This is a genomic window from Actinomycetospora rhizophila (assembly GCF_042657905.1).
GTDB classification, from domain to species: Bacteria; Actinomycetota; Actinomycetes; order Mycobacteriales; family Pseudonocardiaceae; genus Actinomycetospora; species Actinomycetospora rhizophila.
Genome location: NZ_JBHSKG010000004.1, coordinates 345,408 through 367,087, shown reverse-complemented (window position 1 = coordinate 367,087; position 21,680 = coordinate 345,408). Strand labels below are relative to the sequence as shown.

Sequence of the window (21,680 nt, the reverse complement as noted above, 5' to 3'; positions counted from 1 at the left end):
CCTCCTCGTCGTCGTCACCCGGTCGGCCCTGAGGACCGACCGTCCGAGTATCGACCTCCGGCCACGTCGGCACCATGCCTTACACAGACCACACGCGTCGCCACGGTGGGTGGCGCCGGACGTCAGCGGACGGCGACCAGGCTCTCCTCGCCGTGCCCCTGCTCGTGGTGGAGCACGTCGAGCGCGCCGAACGCCGCGAGCAGTTCCCCCGGCGGGGCCCGGAACGGGCCGCCCTCGTCGCCCGCCCCGGACAGCACGCTGATCACCAGCAGCCCGCCCGGGGCGAGCACGTCGGCCAGGGCCGGGTAGAGCCCGGGGTCGCGGAAGCGCTGGCAGACGACGACGTCGTACGGGCCGGCGACGGGCAGGCCGTCGTCGAGGTCCGCCTCGATCCAGTGCACCTCGGGGGCCTGCTCCCGGCCCGCCGCGAGACCCACCGGCGAGACGTCGACCGCGTCGACGTCGAGGCCGCGGCGAGCCAGCCACACCGCGACGGTCCCGCGCCCGCACGCGAGGTCCAGCGCGCGGCCGGTGGCCGGCACGAGGTGCTCGCGCCCGACCAGCGCGGACGGTGGACCGGGCTCACCGGACCCGAGACCGGTGAACCGCGCGTCCCAGCGCGCCCGGTCGGAGCTGCTCAGGGCTGCTCAGGGCTTGCGGCCGACGACACCGGCGATGCAGTGCTGGGCGGGCAGCAGCGGGGCGAGCTGCGGACCGTCCGGCCACCACTTGACGCACAGCTCGAGGCCCGGGTCGACCAGGTCGAGGCCCGGCATCATCGCCAGGATCTGCTCCCGGGTGCGGTAGACGCCGGTGCCCAGCGGGCTGTGGAGGAAGACGTCCTCCATCCGGCGGGCCACGACGCTGTTCTCGTCCTCGGGGTCGAGGAAGTGGCTCAGCGCGACGTAGGAACCGGACGGCAGCGCGTCGATGTACTGCTGCATGATCTCGACGCAGGTCAGCTTGCTCTCGTCGTAGTGGTGCAGCGTGCCGAGCTGCAGCAGCGCGATCGGGCGCTCGAAGTCGAGGTTGCGGGTGACCACCGGGTCCGCGAGCACCTCGCTCGGCACCGTGAGGTCGCCCGGGGAGAAGAACGTGCGGTCGTTCTCCTCCAGCAGCGCGCGACCGTGCGCGACCACCGACGGGTCGTTGTCGACGTAGACCACGCGGGCCTCGGGGCGCAGGCGCTGGGCGGCCTGGTGGGTGTTCTCCGCGGTGGGCAGGCCCGAGCCGAGGTCGAGGAACTGGTCGATGCCGGCCGTGCCGGCGAGGAACCGCACGGCGCGCACGAGGAACGCCCGGTGGTCGACCGTGAACTGCCCGATCTCGGGGGCGACCGTGCGCAGCTTCTCGACGACCTCGCGGTCCGCCGGGTAGTTGTCCTTGCCGCCGAGGGCGGTGTCGTAGACCCGCGCGATGCTCGCCTTCGACGTGTCGATGTAGGCGGGAGCGGACCCCGAGCGGGACGAGGACTGCGCAGCGGTCATGGGGATCCCATCGGGACGTACGTCACGGACGGTCGCTCACCCTAGGAGAGTACGACGGTCCGGCCCGGCGCGGGTCGATCAGCGGAGATCGGACTGCCGACATCCGGACGGGGAGCCGTGTAACGTCTCGGGCTCGGCGGCACGGCCGGGTGCCGGCGGGGGCCGCGGACGAGGCCCGCAGCGGCGTGAACAGCGGGGCCCGAGGACAGCGGGGAGCGCACCAGACGTGGCCGAGCAGGAGCACACCGAGCCGGAGGGCACCGGGCCCACCGCGCGGCGGATCATCCTGGGCGCCCAGCTGCGACGCCTGCGCGAGCGCGCCGGCGTGGCACGCTCCGACGCCGCGTGGTCGATCCGCGGGTCCGACTCCAAGATGAGCCGCCTCGAGGCCGGCAAGGTCGGCTTCAAGGAGCGCGACGTCGCCGACCTGCTGACGATGTACGGGATCACCGAGGAGCAGGAGCGCGAGCTGCTGCTCGACATGACGCGGCGCTCCAACGAGCCCGGCTGGTGGCAGCCCTACGGCGATGTCCTCCCCGACTGGTTCGAGGACTACGTGGGCCTGGAGACCAGCGCCTCGCGCATCCAGACCTACGAGCTGATGTTCGTCCCCGGTCTCCTGCAGACCGAGGACTACGCCCGCGCGATCATCACGTCCGGCCACCCGGACCGCGCCACCGACGACGACGAGCGCCGCCTGACCGTGCGCATGCGGCGCCAGCAGATGCTCGGGCGCCGCGACTCGCCGACGATGTGGGCGATCCTCGACGAGTCGGTGCTGCACCGGCCCATCGGCGGCCACGCCGTGCTCGTCGGGCAGATCGAGCGGCTGCTCGAGGTCTCCGCGCTCCCGAACGTCGTCATCCAGGTCCTGCCGTTCACGCTGTCCGGCTACGCCGCGGAGAGCACGTTCTCGATCCTGCGCTTCTCCGAGCCCGAGCTGCCCGACCTCGTCTACCAGGAGCACCTGACCCACGCGACGTACCTGGACAAGCGCGCCGAGGTCGAGCAGTACAGCCGCGTGATGGACCGTGTGGCCGTCGACGCGCTGACGCCGGACGAGACCCGCCAGTACCTCACGAAGCTCGCTGCCGAGCGCTGAGCCCGGGCCCCGTCACCCGGACCGTGGGTGACCGGACGACCCGCCCACGTCACATGCACGTGCAGACGCCCACGGCGGTTGCTACTGTCGACCCGACGGATGCACGTGCAGACGATCGAGGCGGTCGCATGGGCCAGGTGCCGAATGCACACGACGCTCTGCCCGACGTGACATGGCGCAAGAGCGCCCGGTCCGGGAAGCAGGGCAACTGTGTCGAGCTCGCCTCGGTGCAGTCCCGGGGTGTCGCGGTGCGCAACTCACGGTTCCCCGAGGGCCCCGCCCTCGTGTTCTCGTTCGCCGAGATGAGCGACTTCCTCGCCGACATCAAGGGCGGCGCGTTCGACGACCTGCTGGGTGCCGACGGCGTGGCGGGTGTCGCGTGAAGCGCAACCGGCTGATGTGGCTCACCTGCGCCGTCGACGGCGCCGACCACGCCGTCTCCGACGCCGCGTTCCTGGCCGCCCAGGGTGGCGACGGCCGCTTCGAGGCGCTGTGCCAGGCGACGGTCTGGGCGTCCTCGCTCTCCGCGCCCCCGGAGTCCCGGTGCGAGTCGTGCGCGTCCGCGGCCGGCGAGCCGACCACCCCGACCGCCGACCGTCGCAGCGGGCTGTGGGCGCGGCTGGTCCCGCGCGCCTCCGCCTGAGGGGCCGCTCGTTCCGCCGTCCGGTGATCGCGTCACCCTCGTGCGTCGGTCGACCATCCGATCACTGAGGAATTCGACCGTTTGGCGTAGAGTAATCACTCCGTCCCCGGATGATGGCTGCATCCCCTGGTCAGGTCACGTCATCCGTTCGGCCGGTTGCTCTGAGTAACACCGGGGTCTACGCTGTGACCCGGCTGAGTTGCGAACGAGAGGATTCCGTGATCACGGCGGCGACACGTACGGCGACCCCCACGGGGCCCGTCCCGGGAGCTCCCCCGAGCCCCGCCGCCCAGGTGACCACGCCGGCCACCCCGTCTCCCGCCCCATCCCTCGCGTCGCTGCGCGATCTCCCGGGCTTCGCCCACGCGCTGCTCACCGACACCGACCCCGAGGGCCACGACCGCCGCGTCGTCGCCGAGGTCGGCACCGACGAGGGCACCGCCGCCGCCGTGCTCGCGTGGGGCCGCCGGGCCGCGGCCGTCGCCGGCGACCGGGAGCTCGCCCTCGACGACGTCATCGTCACCACCGACGCGGCCCACCACCTGCTGCGCGCCGTGGGCGCGCCGGTCACCGGCTGGGTCTATCTCCGGGTGCACCGCGACGGCGGCAACCTCGCCCTCGCCCGACGGCGTCTCGCCGCGCTCACCACCCCGCATGCCCCCGCGGCGTCTCGACCCCCGGCCCCGGCCGGGCCGGCCGAGCTGCCCGCGGGTCCGTCGTCGACGTCCGCGCCCCGCGCGCCGTCGGCGGCGCCACCCCTCGCGGCCCGGTCGACGAGCTGGCCGTCCCGCGTGCCACCCACGAACCGCCCGCCGGCAGCGACGCCGACGAGCGTGCCGGCGCGCCCCGCGGGGCCCACGGCAGCCCTGGCCCCGGCCGCGCTGCCCGCCCCGTCGAGCCCGCCGGCCACCGCGCGGACGCCCGCCCCGGCGCCCGCCCGGTCCACGGCCACGCCGTGGGCTCCGCGGCCCGCCCTGTCGAGCACGCGGCAGGACACACCGCAGGACACCCCGCAGGACGCCCCGTCGGCACCGTCGCCGACACGGGAGGTCCCGGAGATCGCTCCGGAGCTCCCCCGGCCCCGCCGGCCACCGGCCGCGTCGGCCCTGCCCGCGGTCCCGGCCCCGCCGGCCGACGGGACGGGCGACGAGCCGGGGGCACCGAAGGACTCGGCCGGTGTGCTCGGCCAACGCTGGCGCTCCGACCCCGAGACCCTGCGGCGCGTCCTCGCCGGCCTGCTCCGCCTGGGGCGCACGCCCCCGGCGGCCCTCGCCGGCGGCCCCGAATCCACCACCACCCGCTCCCCCGGAGCGACCCCGACACGGAGGAACCCATGAGTGATGTCGAGTACGCACTGAACGCCGCCGCCAACATCAAGGGCGCGTTCGCCGTGGCGATCGTCGACTACGACAGCGGCATGACCCTCGGGTCACGCGGCGGCAGCGCCGAGTTCGACCTCGACGTCGCCGCCCCCGGCAACAGCGAGGTCGTGCGCGCGAAGTTCGACGTCATGCAGAAGCTGGGCCTGCGCGAGACGATCGAGGACATCCTGATCACCCTCGACACGCAGTACCACCTGATCCGGCCGATCTACGGCAACCCGGACGACAAGATGTTCTTCTACCTGGTGCTCAACCGCCAGCAGGCGAACCTCGCCATGGCGCGCCGCGACCTGAAGATCATCGGCCAGCGGTTCTACCTCGACGACCCGTCGAGCGCCGCCGCGGTGCCGCAGCAGGACCAGGGCTACTACCAGCAGGTCGGCCGGCGCTGACGCCGATCGGCGCAGGGATTCCGCGAGGGGAGCCGGGAGGGTGGGGCGACACCGCCACCTGACGTGCGTGCGGTCGGACGGGCTGTCGGCGGTGCTCCGCCCGCTGCTCGACGACCGCCGCATCGTCGCCGCCACCCTCGTGGACGTCGGCAGCGGGCTGATCCTCGACGGCTACGTCGACGACCCGGACACCCATCCCGGGTTCGCCGATCTCGAGCTGCTCGGGGCGGCCCACGCCGACATGGTCAGGGCCGCCGCGGTCCTGACCCCCTCCCTCGCCGAGCTCACCGTGAGCACCGACGACGGCCACCACCACCTGCTCCACGCCGTGCCCGATCCGCACGGAGAGCGGCTGGTGGTGGCCGTCGTCGTGGCGGGGGCCCCGCGCCACGTCGCCCGGGCCCGCCTGCGTCTGCGCACGGTGTCGGTGGAGGCGCTCACCGCCGGGCCGACCCTCGCCCGCCGCCCGGTCGACGGCAGCTGGGTGGTCGAGGAGGCGGCGCCGGAGAGCAGCGCCGGGGCCGAGGAGGACGGCGACGAGGAGGAGGCTGCTCGCGCCGACGTCCCGATGCCCGGCGGGGCGCCGCTCTCGGCGATGGCCCCGCGCGGGGCCACCGCCCCGACGGCGGAGCGGGCACCCTCACCGACGGTGTCCTCCGTGGCGTCCTCGCTGGCCACCGGCCTCTCGTCGGGGGTGTCGTCCCCCCTGGTGCACCTCAGCGACGCACGGCGAGGGACAGCGCGAACCGGCCCTGCGGGTCGGTGAACCACCCGTCGTGGGAGAACCCCGCGGCGGACAGCTCCTCGCGCACCCGCTCGCGCGTGAACTTCGTCGAGATCTCGGTGCGCATCTCCTCGCCGTCGGCGAAATCGATCTCCAGGTCGAGCTCGGGCACCCGGACGTGCATCGCGCGCCGTGCCCGCAGCCGCATCTCGATCCGGCTGGCCTGCGGGACCCACACGGCGAGGTGCTCGAAGCCGTCCGGGTCGAAGTCGGCGCCCAGCACCCGGTTGAGCACCGCGAGCACGTTGAGGTCGAACGCCGCCGTGACGCCCGCGGGGTCGTCGTAGGCCGCCACGAGCGTCGCCTCGTCCTTGGCGAGATCGGTGCCGACGAGGAACGCCTCCCCCGGGTCGAGCGCGTCGGCGAGGGCGGCGAGGAAGGTCTGCCGGCCCGCGGGCTCGAAGTTGCCGAGGGTCCCCCCGAGCAGCGCCACGAGGCGGCGCCCGTCGCGGGGGACGCTGCGCAGGTCGCTGGTGAAGTCGGCGACCACGCCGTGCACGTCGAGCCCCGGGTAGGCCTCGATCAGCCCCGGCACCGCCTCCTCGAGCGCCGCCGGCGACACGTCCACCGGCACGTACCGGCGCAGGGTCCCGGCGCGCTGGAGGGCGTCGAGCAGCACCGGCGTCTTCGACGACGACCCGGAGCCGAGCTCGACGAGCGTGTCCGCGGCCGCCGCCCGGGCGATGGTGTCCGCGTGCTCGGTGAGGGCCTCGCGCTCCGCGGTGAAGGGGTAGTACTCGGGCAGCGCGGTGATCTGCTCGAACAGCTCGCTGCCGCGGGCGTCGTACAGCCACTGGGGGGTGAGCACCTTCGGAGTGGCGGTGAGGCCGCGCCGCGCGTCGGCGCGCAGGGCGGCGTCGGCGTCGTCGGCGGTGAGGTGTACGTCGAGCGCAGGAAGGCTCATCGGTGCGGGGTCACGTCCTGGGGTCGGGGCGCACGCCGGTCGGGCGCGCGCGGGCGTTCACGGCATCGGGAACGACAGGGCCGGCGCGGTCTAGAGCGCCGACACGGTGACCGCCGGCGGGTCGTGCACGCCGCCGGGCCGGGCGACGAGCAGCGAGCCGTCGGGCACCGGGACCCACCCGTGGTGGAGGTCCAGGGGTTCGGACGCGACGGTGACGGCACCGTCGGGGTACGTCCGGTAGGACAGGGCGTGGTCGACGGCGGTGGCGACGATCTGCTCGCCGTCGCCGACCAGCAGGTTCAGGCGCGAGCCGGGCGCGGCCGCGAGCGTCTCGGCGACGACGCCGGCGACCGCGTCGGCGACGTCCTTGCCGGCGGCGAGCCGGGCGCGCACGAGGGCCCAGAGCAGCGCCGAGTCGGTGGCGGCGTCCAGGGTCAGGAGGTCGAGCGCCGGCAGCGTCGCGGCGAGGTCGGCCATGCTGTGCGGCCAGCCGCGCACGACGCCGTTGTGGCTGAACAGCCGCCCGTCCGCCCGGAACGGCGCGCACGCGGCCGTCGACACCGGCATGCCCACCGTCGCCGAGCGCACGGCCGCCACGAGCGCCGTCGTCCCGACCCCGCGCGCGAGGTCGAGGAACGACGCGTCGGTCCACATGGGGTCGTCGCGGCGGTACAGGTGCCAGTCCGCAGGCCCGAGCCACCCCACCCCGAAACCGTCGGCGTTGACGGTGCCGCCGCCGCGCATGTCGGCGGGCGCGTAGCTCTGCACGAGCAGGGAGTGCTCGGGCTCGGTGACCAGCGACGCGAGGGTGACCGGCGTCGGGCCCACGTGGGCCAGGTGGCGGCACACCTCTCAGGCGTCCCGCGCGCAGCGGAAGCCGGAGAAGATCTGGCGCCGGATCGGGAGGTCCCAGTTGCGGAAGGTCGCGCGGGCGTTCGGGGTGCCGACGCCGAACGACGACCCGCGCAGCATCCGGAAGTCGCCGCCGAAGAAGACCTCGGAGTACTCCTTGTACGGGAACGGCTCGAAGCCCGGGTAGCCCTCGAACCCCGAGTCGCACCACTCCCACACGTCGCCGATCAGCTGGTGCACGCCCAGCGGCGACGCGCCGGCCGGGTAGGCGCCGACCGGCGCGGGCTGCAGGTGGCGCTGGTCGAGGTTCGCGCGCTCGGGCGTCGGGTCCTCGTCGCCCCACGGGAAGCGCCGGGTGGCGCCCGTCGCGTGGTCGAAGCGGGCGGCGAACTCCCACTCGACCTCGGTGGGCAGGCGCTTGCCCGCCCACGCGGCGTAGGCCGCCGCCTCGTGGAAGCTGACGTGCAGCACCGGCTGGTCGCCGATCTCGTCGATCGCCTGGCGCACCCCGAACGACGTGCGGTACCAGCGGCCGTCGACCTCCTCCCACGCCATGGGCGCGACCCAGCCCTCGGCGGTGATGTGCTCCCAGCCGGCCGCGGACCAGAGCGACCGGTCGCGGTAGCCGCCGGCGTCGACGAAGCGCGCGTACTCGGCGTTGGTCACCGGCGCGGCGTCGAGCCGGAACGCCTCGACCCGCACGGGGTGTGCGGGCTTCTCGTTGTCGAGCGCCGAGGGCTCGGTGGAGGTGCCGTAGAGGAACTCACCACCGGGGTGGAGCACCTCAGTGCCCGCCAGGTGAGGCAACACGGCCGGCGGCGGCGGGTCGGCGTGCAGCACGGGCGCGCCGGCGCGCAGCTGGTGCGTCGCGAGCATCGTCTCCACGTGCTGCTGCTCGTGCTGCACGATCATCGAGAAGACGAACCCGTCGGCCAGCGTCCGGCGCTCGTCGAACGACCCGGCCTCGAGGTGCTCGAGGGCCTTCTCGCGCACCCGGTCGCCGTACACCCGCGCCTCGGCGGGATCGAGCAGCGGCAGCGCCGGCCGCCCGGCGCGCGGGTTGGTGAACGCGTCGTAGAGGTGGTCGACGTCCTCGCGAACGCCCGTGACCAGGTCGGAGCCGGGCGCCCCGCGACGCACCAGCCAGTAGTCCTCCATGTTCGCGATGTGCGCGACGTCCCAGTGGAACGGCGACATCAGCGGCGAGTGCTGGCGGGTGAAGTCGGGGTCGTCGCCGGCGAAGACGTCGTGGGTCAGCGACCGCGTCCGCGCGCGGGCGGCGGCGAGCTCGGCCGCGAGGCGCGTGCGCAGCGCGGCACGGTCCTGCGGGGTGGGGGTCGTGGCGGTCATGGGCGCTCACCTCCGAGGAGGGTCGGGGTCCCGGCGACGGTGCCGTCGTCGTCGGGTGGGTCGTCGGGGTCGGTGCGGGCCGGGGCGAGGCCGGCCTCGACGTCGTCGAGGGGGTCGTCGGCGGGGCACCGCCCGCGCAGCACCCGCTCGGAGATGACGCGGTCGACGAGCTCGTGCACGTCGGCGGGCAGGTCGGCGAAGGCGGGGCCGGCGAGCGTGCGGTGGGCCTGGGCGAAGACGTCGCCGGCCGCGCGGCGCAGCACGCGGTCGGCGAGGCCGTGACGGGCGGCGGCGGTCCACCGGTCGGCGGCGGGCTCGGCGGCGGCGCGGGCGCGCGCCACCGTGTCCGGGTCCTGCATCAGCGCGGCCACGACGACCAGCGGCACCACCCACTCGTCGCCGGCCTGCTGGTCGAGGTAGCGCACCTCGAGGTGGCCCTGCGGGCGCACGGGCGGGAACAGCGTCGTGAGGTGGTAGTCGAGGTCCGCGCGCGTCGGCGCCGGGTCGAGCGCCCCGTCGATCCACTCGGCGAACGTGACGTCCGGCGCCTCCCACGACACGCCGTCGGCACCCTCGCGGCGCACGCACAGCAGCCGGGTGTCGAGCGCGCGTCGCGCGTACGCCGCGGCCGGGTCGCCCTCGAGCGTGACCGGCGGGCTCGTGCGCTCCGGGTCGAGCGCCATCCACGCCGCCCATCGCGACGACTTCCAGCCGGTGCGGCGGCCGTGGACCGCGGGCGAGTTGGCGAACGCGGCGAGCAGCACCGGGCCGAGCTCGTGCAGCGCGGCCCACCGGCGGGCCACGTCGTCGCCCTCCCCCGCGTCGACGCAGACCTGCACCGCGGTCGTCGAGCACATCATCGTGCGGCCGTGCGGCCCGATGCGGTCGAACGTCGCCTCCATCGCCGCGTAGCGCGGGATCTGCAGCACGCGCCGCGGGGGACGCAGCGGGTCGCTCGCCCGCGGGACCGTGGTCAGGCCCTCGGCGGCGAGCAGCGTGTGGAGCCCGGCCACGTCGGTGCGGACGGCGCGGACGAGGGAGCCGACGCCGGGCAGGGGCGGGCTGGCGATCTCCACCTGGCCACCGGGCTCGACGGTGATGGTGCCGCCCGCGGGGAGCGGCGCCGGACCGGAGCCGTTGCGCGGGTGCACCGGCGCGACGGTGGTGGGGGCGTGGGGTCCGAGCGCGCGGACCAGCACGGCGGGGTCGAGGGGTCGGGCGGGGTCGTCGTCGTGGCGCACGAGCCATTCGAGCTCGGTGCCGACCAGCCGCGGCGGGCCGTGCTTGAAGCACACCGAGGCGACGTAGGCCTCCGCGACCGCGCGCTCGGTGAGCGGCGCGGCGGGGTCGAGGGCGATCCGCGGGCGGACCGAGGGCGTCGGAGCCGGCAACGGAGCCTCCTCGTGGACCCGACCCGGCGGTGATCACCGGGCTCGCTGCTGCGGACGCACAGCGACGCTACACGCGGGTCCGACGGCCCGCAGGGGGTCGCGGGACAACTGTCCCGGATGCGAAGATCACAGTGAGTGATCGCTCAGGCCGCGGTCGACGACGGGGCGAACTGCGTGTGGTAGAGGTCCGCGTACCGCCCGCCGCGCTCCAGCAGCGAGGTGTGCGTGCCCTGCTCGACGACGCGCCCGTGCTCGACGACGGCGATGGTGTCCGCCGCCCGGACCGTCGAGAGCCGGTGCGCGATCACCACCGACGTGCGGCCCACCAGCGCCTCGGTGAGCGCCTCCTGCACCGCGTGCTCGGACTCGGAGTCCAGGTGCGCGGTGGCCTCGTCGAGGATGACCACCCGCGGCGACGCCAGGAGCAGCCGGGCGATCGTCAGGCGCTGGCGCTCGCCGCCGGAGAGCCGGTGCCCGCGCTCCCCCACCACCGTGTCCAGCCCGGCGGGCAGCTCGTCGAGCAGGTCGCCCAGCCGCGCCCGGACCATCGCCGCGCGCAGGTCGGCCTCCGAGGCGTCGGGCGCCGCGTAGAGCAGGTTGGCCCGCACGGTGTCGTGGAACAGGTGCCCGTCCTGGGTGACGACGCCCACGGCGCCGCGCAGGTCGGCGAAGGCCAGCTCGCGGACGTCGACCCCGCCGACGGCGATCTCCCCGGAGTCGACGTCGTAGAGCCGCGGGATCAGCGAGGCGATCGTCGACTTCCCCGCCCCCGACGGCCCCACCAGGGCGAGCATCCGCCCGGGGGCGACCTCGAGGTCGACGCCGTGCAGGACCTCGTTGCCGGCCCGGTCGTCGAGGCGGCTGACCTCTTCGAGCGAGGCCAGCGAGACCGCCGACGCCGAGGGGTAGGTGAAGCGCACCGCCCGGGCGTGGACCCCGAGCGGGCCGGCGGGCACCGGCGTCGGGTGCTCGGGCTCGGTCAGCGCCGGCCGGAGGTCGAGCACCTCGAAGACCCGCTCGAAGCTGACCAGCGCGCTCATGACGTCGACGCGCGCGTTGGCCAGCGAGGTCAGCGGCGAGTACAGGCGCGTCAGCAGCAGGGCGAGGCTGACGACCGTGCCGGCGTCGAGGCGCCCGGTGACCGCGAGCCAGCCGCCCAGGCCGTACACCAGCGCCTGGGCCAGGGCGGCGACGAGCGTGAGGCAGGTCAGGAAGACGCGGCTGACCATCGCGGTGCGCACGCCGACGCCCCGCACGCGGTCGGCGCGCTCCCCGAACTCGGCGGCCTCGGCGTCGGGGCGCCCGAACAGCTTGACCAGCGTGGCGCCGCCGGCCGAGAAGCGCTCGGTCATCTGCCCGGTCATCGCGGCGTTGAGGTCCGCCGACTCGCGTTGCAGCGCCGCGATCCTCCGGCCCATCCGGCGCGCGGGCAGCAGGAAGATCGGCAGCAGCACGAGCGCCAGCAGCGTCACCTGCCACGCCAGCGCGACCATGACGACGATCGCGAGCACGAGCTGGATGACGTTGGTGACGAGGCCCGAGAGCGTCGAGGTGAAGGCGCGCTGGGCCCCGATGACGTCGTTGTTCAGCCTGCTGACCAGCGACCCGGTGCGGGTGCGGGTGAAGAACGCCAGCGGCATGCGCTGGACGTGCGAGAACACCGCACGGCGCAGGTCGTAGATCAGCCCCTCGCCGATGCGCGCCGAGAGCCAGCGCTCGCCGAGGGTCAGCCCCGCGTCGAGCACGGCGAGGCCCGCGATCACCAGGGCGATCGTGATCACCACCGACGGCGCGGACCTCTCGGTGATCGCCGTGACGACGCGGCCGGCCAGCACGGGCACCGCGACGCCGATCACCGCCGACGCGGTGGCCAGCAGCAGGAACACCGCCAGCGTCCGGTGGTGGCGCGCGGCGAAGCGCCAGATGCGCGGCAGCGTCCCCCTCGGCACCGACCGCGGCACCGTGTCGGCCTTGGCCGCGGATTGCATCAACGACCAGGCGTCCATCGCCCGCTCCCGTCGCTCGTCAGGACCGTGTGCCGTCCGAGCGTGCGACCTCGACGATGGTCGAGGTCAAGGGCGGCTACTTCTTCTTCGTCCGCGTGGCGCCCCCGCGCCCGCGCAGCGTGACGCCCGATTCCGAGAGCACGCGGTGCACGAATCCGTACGAGCGTCCGGTGGACTCGGCGAGCGAACGGATGCTCGCGCCCTTCTCGTACTTCTTCTTCAGGTCGTTGGCGAGCTTGTCGCGCTGGGTGCCGGTGATCCGCGCACCCTTCTTCAGGTCGGCCATCTCGTGTCCACCCCTCGTCCCACCGCAGGTCCGGTCGACCCATGATGATCGTTGAGGGGAGTGTGCGCCATCGCACATTTCCCGTGATCGGTAAGCGGTTCGGCCGATCGGCGTGATCCACGTCCGTTTGTCTGATCCTTCGGGAGCTGCACTAACTCGCCACTGAATGGCCGTTCACTAGGCGAGCTCGACGAGTTCCAGGTGATCGGCGGAGAAATGGTCCTCGGTGCCGTCGGGCAGCAGGATGACCCGCTCGGGCTCGAGGGCCTCGACCGCGCCCGGGTCGTGGGTGACGAGCACGACCGCGCCCTCGAAGCGCCGCAGCGCGTCGAGCACCTTCTCGCGGCTGGCCGGGTCGAGGTTGTTGGTGGGCTCGTCGAGCAGCAGGACGTTGGCCGCGCTCGACACCAGGCCCGCGAGCGCGAGGCGGGTGCGCTCGCCGCCCGACAGCGTGCCGGCGGGCTGCTCGAGCTGCTCGCCGGTGAACATGAACGCGCCCAGCAGCGTGCGCAGCTGCTGCTCGGGGGTGTCCGGGGCGGCGCTGCGCGCGTTCTCCCAGACGGTGCGCTCCATGTCGAGCGTGTCGTGCTCCTGCGCGAAGTAGCCGGTGCGCAGCCCGTGGCCGGCCTGCACCTCGCCGGTGTCGGGCGTCTCGGCCCCGGCGAGGATGCGCAGCAGCGTGGTCTTGCCCGCGCCGTTGAGGCCGAGGATGACCACGCGCGAGCCGCGGTCCACCGCGAGGTCGACGCCGGTGAACACCTCCAGCGAGCCGTAGGTCTTCGACAGGCCCTCCGCGGTCATCGGCACCCGCCCGCACGGTGCGGGGGCCGGGAAGCGGATGTGGGCCACCTTGTCGTCGACGCGCTGCTCGTCGAGGCCGTCGAGCATCGCCTGCGCGCGGCGCGCCATCTGCTTGGCCGCCACGGCCTTGGTGGCCTTCGCGCCCATCTTCGCGGCCTGGGCCTGCAGGGCGCCCGCCTTCTTCTCGGCGTTGGCGCGCTCGCGGCGCCGGCGGGCCTCGTCGTCGGCGCGGGCCTGCTGGTAGCGCTTCCACCCCATGTTGTAGACGTCGAGTTCGCCGCGGGTGGCGTCGAGGAACCACACCTTGTTCACCACGGCGTCGATCAGCTCGGTGTCGTGGCTGATCACCACGACCCCGCCCTCGTGGCTCAGCAGGAACGAGCGCAGCCAGCCGATGGAGTCGGCGTCGAGGTGGTTGGTGGGCTCGTCGAGCAGCAGCGTCGTGCCCGCGTTGCCGCCGGCGTCGCCGCTGGCCGCGAACAGGATGCGCGCGAGCTCCACGCGCCGGCGCTGACCGCCCGAGAGCGTGCGCAGCGGCTGCGCGAGCACGCGCCCGGGCAGGCCGAGGTTCGAGCAGATCCGCCCCGCCTCGCTCTCCGCGGCGTAGCCGCCGAGGTCGGCGAAGCGCTCCTCGAGGCGCCCGTACTTCGCGATCGCCCGGTCGCGCGCGGCGTCGTCGGCGAGCTCGGCCATCGCGGTCTGGGTCTTCTCCATCTCGCGCAGCAGCTCGTCGAGCCCGCGCGCCGAGAGCACCCGGTCGCGCGCCAGCACGGTGAGGTCGCCCTCGCGCGGGTCCTGGGGCAGGTAGCCCACGGGGCCGGTGGCGCGGACGGCGCCGCCGTAGGGCTCACCGACGCCCGCGAGGCAGCGCAGCGTGGTCGTCTTGCCCGCCCCGTTGCGCCCGACCAGGCCGATCCGGTCGCCGGGCTGGACGCGCAGCGTCGCCCCCGCGAGCAGGACGCGGGAGCCGGCGCGCAGCTCGAGATCGGACGCGGTGATCACTGGGGACAGTCCTCGCGGGAGGGGTCGGTGCGGGCGCACGGGCCTCGCGGACTGCTCCCAGTGTAGGCGGCCCCCGCGGCCGTTCCCCGATCTAGGGTGCGCGCATGACCGACGCCACGCCCCCCGTCCCCCGCGACCTCACCGGCCGTGCGGCGCTCGTCACGGGCGCGAGCCGCGGCATCGGCTTCGGCGTCGCGCGCCACCTGCTCGCGCGCGGCGCCGCGGTCACCATCACCGCGCGCAAGCAGGCCGAGCTGGACGAGGCGGCCGCGGCGCTCGCGGCGCCGGACCGCGTCCTGGCCCTCCCGGGCAACTCCGGCGACGCCGGATCCCGCACGCAGGCCGTCGACGCCACCGTCGAGCGGTTCGGCTCGCTGGACGTGCTGGTCAACAACACCGGCATCAACCCGCAGTACGGGCCCCTGGTGCACGCCGACCTCGCCGCCGTGTCGAAGATCTTCGAGGTGAACGTCGTCGCCGCGCTGGGCTTCGTCCAGGAGGCCCACCGCGCCTGGATGGGCGAGCACGGCGGCGCGATCGTCAACATGGCGTCGGTGGGCGGACTGCGCAGCAGTGGCGTCATCGGCGCCTACGGGGCGTCGAAGGCCGCGCTGATCCGCCTCACCGAGGAGCTCGCCTGGCAGCTGGGCCCCGGGATCCGCGTCAACGCCGTGGCGCCTGCCGTGGTCAAGACGAAGTTCGCCGAGGCGCTCTACGTCCAGGGCGAGGACGAGGTCGCCGCCCGCTACCCGATGAAGCGGCTGGGGACCCCGGAGGACGTCGCCGCGCTCGTCGGCTTCCTCGTCTCCGACGCCGCGTCCTGGATCACCGGCGAGACCGTGCGCGTCGACGGCGGGATGCTCGCGACCGGGAGCACGTGAACGAACCCCACGGCCATCTCAACCGGACACCGGCACAATGGCGGTGATCGGGAGGTGATCCCCATGGGTCTGTTCAGCAGGTGGCGCCGTGGCGGCGGCTCGGGCGGGGGCAGCGGCGTCGGCGCCGGCGGCCAGCGCCAGGTGCTCGACCGCGAGGGCGGGCCCGCCGACCTCGAGCACCTCCGGGCGTTCGCGAAGAGCCGCGAGGGCGTCGCGTTCTACGTCGAGCCCGAGACCACGGCCACCGACACCACGGTCGTCGCCGTGGCGTTCGACGGCGAGTGGACGCGCCGCCGGGTCGGCACGCCGCGCGCGGCGGAGAAGCTGGCGCGCTCGGTGAAGGTCGCGTGCCACGACGTCACGGTCACCGGGTACCCGCCGGAGATGCGGCGGTGGAACGCCCGCGCGAAGGCCGACCGCGCGGCGCTGGAGGAGATGGCACAGGCCGAGGCGGAGCGCGACACGGGCCGGACGGACCGCGAACGGTGAGCCCCGCCGCCCCGGTCGCCGACGTCGTCGTGGCCGGCGCGGGACCCGCCGGCCGGTCGCTCGCGCGCGCCTGCGCCGCGCGCGACCTGCGCACCCTGCTCGTCGACCCCCGCCCGCACCGGGCGTGGACCCACACCTACGGCGCCTGGGTCCACGAGCTGCCCGCCGACCTGCCCGGCGAGATCGTCGCCGCGCGCGGGCACGGCGTGGCGATCGCGCAGCGCACCCACGTGCTCGACGACGAGTACGCCGTGCTCGACACCGGCGCGCTCCAGGCGCACCTCACCGATCCCGCGGTGGCCGTGCGCCGGGCCCGGGCCGTGGGCGCGACCCCGGCCGGCGTCGGGCGCCACCCGGCCGTGGTCCTCGAGGACGGCAGCACCGTCACCGCCCGGGTGGTCGTGGACGCCACCGGCGCCCGCCAGGCGCTGGCCCGCCGCGGCACCGCCCGCGAGCTCGACAGCGCGCGCCCGCGCGCCGAGCAGACGGCGTTCGGGGTGGTCGTGTCCAAGGAGGTGGCGGCCCGGGTCAGCGGCGACCGGCTGCTGTTCATGGACTGGCGCCCCACCCACGGCCGCCCCGGCTGGCCGACGTTCCTCTACGCGGTGCCCCTCGACGCCGACCGCGTGCTGCTCGAGGAGACCTCCCTCGCCCGCCGCCCCGGGCTGCCGATGCCCGAGCTGCGCGCCCGGCTGCGGGCCCGCCTGCGCGGCGCGGGGCTGACCGACGCGGAGATCCCCGACGACCCCGCCGAGGTCGAGAAGGTCCGCTTCCCCGTCGACTCGCCGCGGCACCGCTCGCCGTCGGGGGTGATCGCGGTCGGCGCGGCCGACCCGCTCGTGCACCCCGCGTCGGGGTTCAGCCTCGCGACCTCGCTGCGCCTGGCCCCGCGCGTCGCCACCGTCCTCGCCGACGCCCTGCGCGGCGGCACGGAGCCGATGGGCGTGGCCCGCGCGGCCCGCCGGGTCGTGCGCTCCCCCGCCGCGGTCACCGTGCACGCGCTGCGCCGCCGCGGGCTCGAGACGCTGCTCGCGATGCCGCCGGGCGAGGTGCCCGCGTTCTTCGACCGTTTCTTCTCGCTCCCGCCCACCCACCGGCGCGCCTATCTCGACGCCCGTGAGGATGTCGGCGCATCGGTGGCGGCCATGACGTCGTTGTTCGGTCGACTGACCCCCCGGCTGCGCGGCCACCTGATCAGGGGAACGCTGCTCGGGGCCCGGAGCGTCCGAACGGAGCAGTAGCGGTACGCTCGTGAACCGTCATCGTGACGGGTTCGTGACCCGCCACCGAGGAGGAGGCTCCGCGATGGGTGCTTACCAGACCGTGGCCGTCGGCACCGACGGCTCCGAGTCGTCGTTCCGCGCCGTCGACCGCGCGGCGACGATCGCGGCCGACAGCAAGGCCCTGCTGCTCATCATCTGCGCCTACAAGCCGGCGAAGTCGACGGGCGAGGCGGAGCAGGCGCTCGGCGACGACGCCGCCTTCCACGTGGTCGGCTCGACGCCGGCCGAGGAGACGCTGCGCGACGCCCGCGAGCGCGCCAGCGCCAAGGGCCCGGTCGAGATCGACACCGTGGCCGTGCAGGGCGACCCCATCGAGCGGGTCGTCGAGGTCGTCACCGACCGCAAGGCCGACCTGGTCGTCGTCGGCAACCGGGGCCTCAACAGCCTCGCGGGCCGCCTGCTCGGCTCGGTCCCGCAGGGCATCTCCCGGCGCGCCGGCAGCGACGTCCTCATCGTCCACACCACGTGACGGCGGGTCCGGACCCCGCGTCCACCGACGCCGAACGGTGGGCGCGGGCGCAGGAGCGGATCGAGGACCTGCTCCTGCGCGGCCCCCGGACCATGACGCGCGGCGAGGTCCAGGAGCGGACCGGGTTCACCCCGGAGCACACGTCGCGGCTGTGGAGCTCGCTCGGCTTCCCGGCGACGCCCGACGACGTGCGGGCCTTCGCCGAGGCCGACGTCGACGCCCTCGAGCTCTCCGGGCGCCTGCTCGAGGAGGACACGTTCGACGAGGCCGAGGAGCTGGCCGTGGCCCGCGCGCTCGGCCAGGGTCTCGGCCGCCTCGCGGAGTGGCAGGCGACGCTGGTGCGCCGCACCATCGCCGACGCGGGTCTCGCCCACGACCCGGACGCGATCGTCGACGCCGTCGAGGCGCTCGTGCCGACCCTCGAGAAGCTCCAGTCCTACGTCTGGCGCCGCCACCTCACGATGACCGCCGGGCGGATGCTCGCGACGCTCGCGCGCGCCGGGGAGGACGGGCCGGCGCAGCACCGCGTGGTCGTGGGGTTCGCCGACATCGTCGGGTTCACCAGCCTGTCCCGGAAGATCGACGAGGTCGAGCTGCGCGCGCTGCTCGAGCGCTTCGAGACGGTGTCCGCCGAGGTCGTCGCGCGCCGGCGCGGGCGGATCGTCAAGACCCTCGGCGACGAGATCCTCTTCGTGTGCGAGCGCGTCGAGGACGCGATCGACATCGCCTTCCGCCTGCACGACGAGGTCCCCGACGACGAGGGGCGCCTGGCCCTGCGCGTGGGGCTCGCGCTCGGCGAGGTCCTCCCCCGCTACGGCGACGTGTACGGGCCGGTCGTGAACATCGCCAGCCGCCTGACGTCCGAGGCGCGCCCGGGCACGGTGCTCGTCGACGAGGAGCTCACCGAGGCCCTGCGCACCGCCGACCTCGACCTCGAGATCCGCTCCGTGCCCGGTGTCGCCGTCCGCGGCTACCGGCACCTGCGCCCGCACGTGGTGCGCGAGCGCCGGGGTTAGCAGCGAACGCCCTGTTCGCTGCTTCTACGCGCTCGAAGTCCCCGTTGATCACGGCGCGACGGCGCGCCCGGACGAGCGAAGGGCGCCCCCGCTGCGTCGACGGCAGCGGAGGCGCCCTCCGGTCTCGCGATGTGGTGCTAGACGGTGAAGCCGAGCGCGCGGAGCTGCTCGCGGCCGTCGTCGGTGATCTTGTCCGGGCCCCACGGCGGCATCCAGACCCAGTTGATCCGCACGTCCTTGGCCAGTCCCCCGCCGGGGCCCTGGGTCAGGGCGGCGCGGGCCTGGTCCTCGATGACGTCGGTCAGCGGGCAGGCCGCCGACGTCAGCGTCATGTCGAGGGTGACGACCGGGCCGGCCCCGTCCTCGGAGCCGCCGTGGACGTCGATGCCGTACAGCAGGCCCAGGTCGACGACGTTGATCCCGAGCTCGGGGTCGACGACGTCGCGCATGGCCTCCTCGAGGTCGTCGTAGGAGGGCAGGTCGGCGCTCGGGGCCGGGGCCTCGGGCATCCCGGCCGCGCCGCGCTCGACGGTCTCTTCGGTCATGTCGTACCTCCAGCTTGAGCCTGCGCCACCGCGTCCTTGAACGCCAGCCAGCCGAGCAGCGCGCACTTCACGCGCGCCGGGTAGGCGGCCACGCCGGCGAAGGCCACGGCGTCGTCGAGCACGTCCTCGTCGGGCTCCACTTTGCCGCGACCCTGCACCATCTCCTGGTACGCGTCGAGGGTCTCGAAGGCCTCGCCGACGGTGTGCCCGACGAGCAGGTCGTAGGCCACCGACGTCGCCGCCTGGCTGATGGAGCAGCCGAGCGCGTCGTACGAGAGGTCCTCGACCTTCGCGTCGCGCCCCTCGCCGCCCGAGAGGTGCACGCGGACGGTGACCTCGTCGCCGCACGTCGGGTTGACGTGGTGGACCTCGGCCTCGAACGGATCGCGCAGCCCGCGACCGTGCGGGTTGCGGTAGTGGTCCAGGATGATCTCCTGGTACATCGAGTCGAGCTTCATGCCGAGCCTCCCCGGAGGGGTTCAGAAGACTCGAGTACCCCGAAGAACTCCTGCGCCCGGCGCACCCCGGCCACCAGCGCGTCGACCTCCTCGAGCGTGTTGTACACGTGGAAGCTCGCGCGGATCGACGACTGCACGCCGAACGCCCGGTGCAGCGGCCACGCGCAGTGGTGGCCGACGCGCACGGCGATGCCGGAGTCGTCGAGCACCTGCGAGGCGTCGTGGGGGTGGATGCCCTCGATCTCGAAGGCGACCGCCCCGCCGCGCGCCTCGGTGCTGCGCGGGCCGATGATCGTCACGCCCGGCAGGTCCTGCAGCTTCACCAGCGCCGCGCCGGTCAGCTCGTTCTCGTGGGCCTTGACGGCGTCCATGCCGATCGCGGACAGGTAGTCCACGGCCGCGCCGAGGCCGATCGCCTGCGACGTCATCGGCACGCCGGCCTCGAACCGCGCCGGCGGCGGCGCGTAGGTGGAGCCCTCCATGCGCACCAGCTCGATCATCGAGCCGCCGGTGAGGAACGGCGGGAGCGCCTCGAGCAGCTCGCGGCGCCCGTAGAGCACGCCGATCCCCGACGGGCCCAGCATCTTGTGCCCCGAGAACGACGCGAAGTCGACACCGAGGGCGTGCAGGTCCACCGGCGCGTGCGGCACCGACTGGCAGGCGTCGAGCACCGTGTAGGCGCCGACCTCGCGGGCGCGGCGCACCAGCTCCGCCACCGGCGGGACGGTGCCCAGCACGTTGGACTGGTGGGTGAACGCGACGACCTTGGTGCGCTCGTTGATGACCGAGCGCGCCTCGTCGGAGTCGAGGTCGAGCCGCCCGTCGCGCGTCACCGAGAACCACCGCAGCGTCGCCCCGGTGCGCCGGCACAGCTCCTGCCACGGCACGAGGTTGGCGTGGTGCTCCATCTCGGTCGTGACGATCTCGTCGCCCGGCCCGATCCGGAAGCGCTCGGCGGCCGCCTCGACGCCGTCACCGACCGAGGCGTTGCTCATGCCGTACGCGACGAGGTTGATGCCCTCGGTCGCGTTCTTGGTGAAGACGATCTCGCCGATGTCCGCGCCCACGAACGCCGCGATCCGCTCGCGGGCGGACTCGTAGGCGTCCGTGGCCTCCTCGGCCAGCGCGTGCGCGCCGCGGTGCACGGCGGCGTTGGACGTCTCGAGGAATGCGCGCTCGGCGTCGAGCACCTGGCGCGGACGCTGCGAGGTGGCGCCCGAGTCCAGGTAGACGAGCGGCTTCCCGTCGCGGACGGTGCGGCTCAGGATGGGGAAGTCCGCACGGATCTTCGCGACATCCAGGGTCGCACCCCCGGGACCAGCGGTGGGTGCGAGTGCGGTCATGCCGGCTGCTCCTCCTTGGCCCCCGTGAACCGCTCGTAGCCGTTGGCCTCGAGCTCCTCGGCGAGCTCCGGGCCACCGGACTCGGCGACGCGGCCGTTCACGAACACGTGGACCTTGTCCGGCGCGATGTAGCGCAGGATCCGCGTGTAGTGCGTGATCAGCAGGACGCCGACGTCGGAGGCGGCCTTGTAGTCGTTGACGCCCTTGCTCACGACGCGCAGGGCGTCGACGTCGAGGCCCGAGTCGGTCTCGTCGAGCACGGCGATCTTCGGCTTCAGCAGCGCCATCTGCAGCACCTCGTGGCGCTTCTTCTCGCCGCCGGAGAAGCCCTCGTTGACGCTGCGCTCGGCGAACGCCGGGTCGATGTCGAGGTCGGACATCGCGCCCTTGACCTCCTTGACCCAGTGCCGCACCTTCGGCGCCTCGCCGCGCGTGGCGGTGGCCGCCGAGCGCAGGAAGTTCGACATCGAGACACCGGGCACCTCGACCGGGTACTGCATGGCCAGGAACAGCCCGGCGCGCGCCCGCTCGTCGACGGCCATCTCCAGGACGTCCTCGCCATCGAGGAGGACCTGGCCCTTCGTGACCGTGTACTTCGGGTGGCCCGCGATCGAGTAGGCGAGCGTCGACTTGCCGGAGCCGTTCGGACCCATGATCGCGTGGGTCTCGTTCGAGCTCACGGTGAGGTCGACGCCGCGGAGGATCTCCTTGGGGCCGGACTCGGTCTCGACCTCGACGTGGAGGTCGCGGATCTCGAGGGTGGACATCAAGCCTCTTTCAGCCGTACGTGGTGGTGGCGGGAGACGGAGCGAAG

The 21,680-nt window shown here is 74.3% G+C and carries 24 protein-coding genes; 11 read left to right on the top strand and 13 right to left on the bottom strand.

Annotated features, from left to right (window positions below; genetic code table 11):
* Positions 1–122: 122 nt before the first annotated feature.
* Together ACFPK1_RS11140 and ACFPK1_RS11135 are read right to left on the bottom strand one after the other, a co-directional pair.
* Positions 123–542 (bottom strand): class I SAM-dependent methyltransferase, encoded by a 420-nt coding sequence (locus ACFPK1_RS11140; RefSeq protein ID WP_378020970.1) that lies wholly within the window; start codon positions 540–542, stop codon positions 123–125.
* 105 nt (positions 543–647) lie between these two features.
* A complete protein-coding gene (locus ACFPK1_RS11135) occupies positions 648–1,487 on the bottom strand; it encodes an SAM-dependent methyltransferase (RefSeq protein ID WP_378020969.1) in 840 nt (279 codons plus the stop codon).
* Between the two features lie 226 nt (positions 1,488–1,713).
* Between ACFPK1_RS11135 and ACFPK1_RS11130 the strand changes: the two genes are divergently transcribed.
* From ACFPK1_RS11130 to ACFPK1_RS11105, 6 genes are all read left to right on the top strand, one after another.
* A complete protein-coding gene (locus ACFPK1_RS11130; RefSeq protein ID WP_378020968.1) occupies positions 1,714–2,589 on the top strand; it encodes a helix-turn-helix domain-containing protein in 876 nt (291 codons plus the stop codon).
* A gap of 128 nt (positions 2,590–2,717) precedes the next feature.
* On the top strand, positions 2,718–2,972 hold the full coding sequence (locus ACFPK1_RS11125; RefSeq protein ID WP_378020967.1) for a DUF397 domain-containing protein: 255 nt from the start codon (positions 2,718–2,720) through the stop codon (positions 2,970–2,972).
* Positions 2,969–3,232 carry a hypothetical protein gene (locus ACFPK1_RS11120; protein ID WP_378020966.1) on the top strand — a complete coding sequence of 88 codons (264 nt, stop codon included), beginning with the start codon at positions 2,969–2,971 and terminating at the stop codon, positions 3,230–3,232. The genes ACFPK1_RS11125 and ACFPK1_RS11120 overlap by 4 nt, the downstream gene beginning before the upstream one ends.
* A gap of 293 nt (positions 3,233–3,525) precedes the next feature.
* Positions 3,526–4,569, top strand: a complete 1,044-nt coding sequence (locus ACFPK1_RS11115; RefSeq protein ID WP_378020965.1) for a hypothetical protein — start codon at positions 3,526–3,528, stop codon at positions 4,567–4,569.
* Positions 4,566–5,006, top strand: a complete 441-nt coding sequence (locus tag ACFPK1_RS11110) for a hypothetical protein (protein ID WP_378020964.1) — start codon at positions 4,566–4,568, stop codon at positions 5,004–5,006. Before ACFPK1_RS11115 ends, ACFPK1_RS11110 begins: the two co-directional genes overlap by 4 nt.
* A 40-nt stretch (positions 5,007–5,046) precedes the next feature.
* Positions 5,047–5,772 (top strand): hypothetical protein, encoded by a 726-nt coding sequence (locus ACFPK1_RS11105; RefSeq protein ID WP_378020963.1) that lies wholly within the window; start codon positions 5,047–5,049, stop codon positions 5,770–5,772.
* Here the strand turns inward: ACFPK1_RS11105 and egtD are convergent.
* The 7 genes from egtD to ACFPK1_RS11070 all read right to left on the bottom strand — a co-directional run bounded on the left by egtD (position 5,723) and on the right by ACFPK1_RS11070 (position 14,382).
* Positions 5,723–6,694: an L-histidine N(alpha)-methyltransferase gene (gene egtD, locus ACFPK1_RS11100; RefSeq protein WP_378020962.1), complete on the bottom strand. Its 972-nt coding sequence runs from the start codon at positions 6,692–6,694 to the stop codon at positions 5,723–5,725. The genes ACFPK1_RS11105 and egtD overlap by 50 nt on opposite strands.
* 90 nt (positions 6,695–6,784) lie before the next feature.
* Positions 6,785–7,543 (bottom strand): ergothioneine biosynthesis protein EgtC, encoded by a 759-nt coding sequence (gene egtC, locus ACFPK1_RS11095; RefSeq protein ID WP_378020961.1) that lies wholly within the window; start codon positions 7,541–7,543, stop codon positions 6,785–6,787.
* Positions 7,544–7,546: 3 nt separating this feature from the next.
* Positions 7,547–8,896, bottom strand: coding sequence for an ergothioneine biosynthesis protein EgtB (gene egtB, locus ACFPK1_RS11090; protein ID WP_378020960.1), 1,350 nt, complete (start codon positions 8,894–8,896; stop codon positions 7,547–7,549).
* Entirely contained in the window at positions 8,893–10,287 is a 1,395-nt protein-coding gene (gene egtA, locus ACFPK1_RS11085) for an ergothioneine biosynthesis glutamate--cysteine ligase EgtA (protein ID WP_378020959.1), read from the bottom strand. Before egtA ends, egtB begins: the two co-directional genes overlap by 4 nt.
* A 143-nt stretch (positions 10,288–10,430) precedes the next feature.
* Positions 10,431–12,293 carry an ABC transporter ATP-binding protein gene (locus ACFPK1_RS11080; RefSeq protein ID WP_378020958.1) on the bottom strand — a complete coding sequence of 621 codons (1,863 nt, stop codon included), beginning with the start codon at positions 12,291–12,293 and terminating at the stop codon, positions 10,431–10,433.
* 76 nt (positions 12,294–12,369) lie between these two features.
* On the bottom strand, positions 12,370–12,579 hold the full coding sequence (locus ACFPK1_RS11075; RefSeq protein WP_133828818.1) for a helix-turn-helix domain-containing protein: 210 nt from the start codon (positions 12,577–12,579) through the stop codon (positions 12,370–12,372).
* A 177-nt stretch (positions 12,580–12,756) separates the two neighbouring features.
* Positions 12,757–14,382, bottom strand: coding sequence for an ABC-F family ATP-binding cassette domain-containing protein (locus ACFPK1_RS11070; RefSeq protein ID WP_378020957.1), 1,626 nt, complete (start codon positions 14,380–14,382; stop codon positions 12,757–12,759).
* Between the two features lie 104 nt (positions 14,383–14,486).
* Here ACFPK1_RS11070 and ACFPK1_RS11065 point away from each other — a divergent pair, with 104 nt between their 5' ends.
* The 5 genes from ACFPK1_RS11065 to ACFPK1_RS11045 all read left to right on the top strand — a co-directional run bounded on the left by ACFPK1_RS11065 (position 14,487) and on the right by ACFPK1_RS11045 (position 18,520).
* Complete coding sequence (locus tag ACFPK1_RS11065) at positions 14,487–15,263, top strand: SDR family oxidoreductase (protein ID WP_378020956.1); 777 nt, start codon at positions 14,487–14,489, stop codon at positions 15,261–15,263.
* A 63-nt stretch (positions 15,264–15,326) separates the two neighbouring features.
* On the top strand, positions 15,327–15,752 hold the full coding sequence (locus tag ACFPK1_RS11060) for a hypothetical protein (protein WP_378020955.1): 426 nt from the start codon (positions 15,327–15,329) through the stop codon (positions 15,750–15,752).
* The gene (locus tag ACFPK1_RS11055) at positions 15,749–16,993 is read left to right on the top strand and encodes a lycopene cyclase family protein (protein WP_378020954.1); all 1,245 of its coding nucleotides are present in this window, start codon (positions 15,749–15,751) and stop codon (positions 16,991–16,993) included. The genes ACFPK1_RS11060 and ACFPK1_RS11055 overlap by 4 nt, the downstream gene beginning before the upstream one ends.
* A gap of 64 nt (positions 16,994–17,057) precedes the next feature.
* Positions 17,058–17,504 (top strand): universal stress protein, encoded by a 447-nt coding sequence (locus ACFPK1_RS11050; RefSeq protein ID WP_378020953.1) that lies wholly within the window; start codon positions 17,058–17,060, stop codon positions 17,502–17,504.
* Entirely contained in the window at positions 17,501–18,520 is a 1,020-nt protein-coding gene (locus ACFPK1_RS11045; RefSeq protein WP_378020952.1) for an adenylate/guanylate cyclase domain-containing protein, read from the top strand. The genes ACFPK1_RS11050 and ACFPK1_RS11045 overlap by 4 nt, the downstream gene beginning before the upstream one ends.
* A 137-nt stretch (positions 18,521–18,657) precedes the next feature.
* On the opposite strand, the gene ACFPK1_RS11040 is transcribed toward ACFPK1_RS11045, so the two are convergent.
* Genes ACFPK1_RS11040 through sufC form a run of 4 tightly spaced genes read right to left on the bottom strand, consistent with a single transcriptional unit; the run spans position 18,658 to position 21,633 of the window.
* Positions 18,658–19,065 (bottom strand): metal-sulfur cluster assembly factor, encoded by a 408-nt coding sequence (locus ACFPK1_RS11040; protein ID WP_378020951.1) that lies wholly within the window; start codon positions 19,063–19,065, stop codon positions 18,658–18,660.
* The gene (gene sufU / locus ACFPK1_RS11035) at positions 19,062–19,523 is read right to left on the bottom strand and encodes a Fe-S cluster assembly sulfur transfer protein SufU (RefSeq protein WP_378020950.1); all 462 of its coding nucleotides are present in this window, start codon (positions 19,521–19,523) and stop codon (positions 19,062–19,064) included. The genes ACFPK1_RS11040 and sufU overlap by 4 nt, the downstream gene beginning before the upstream one ends.
* Positions 19,520–20,866 (bottom strand): cysteine desulfurase, encoded by a 1,347-nt coding sequence (locus ACFPK1_RS11030; protein WP_378020949.1) that lies wholly within the window; start codon positions 20,864–20,866, stop codon positions 19,520–19,522. Before ACFPK1_RS11030 ends, sufU begins: the two co-directional genes overlap by 4 nt.
* Positions 20,863–21,633: a Fe-S cluster assembly ATPase SufC gene (gene sufC, locus ACFPK1_RS11025; RefSeq protein WP_378020948.1), complete on the bottom strand. Its 771-nt coding sequence runs from the start codon at positions 21,631–21,633 to the stop codon at positions 20,863–20,865. The genes ACFPK1_RS11030 and sufC overlap by 4 nt, the downstream gene beginning before the upstream one ends.
* Positions 21,634–21,680 lie beyond the last annotated feature (47 nt).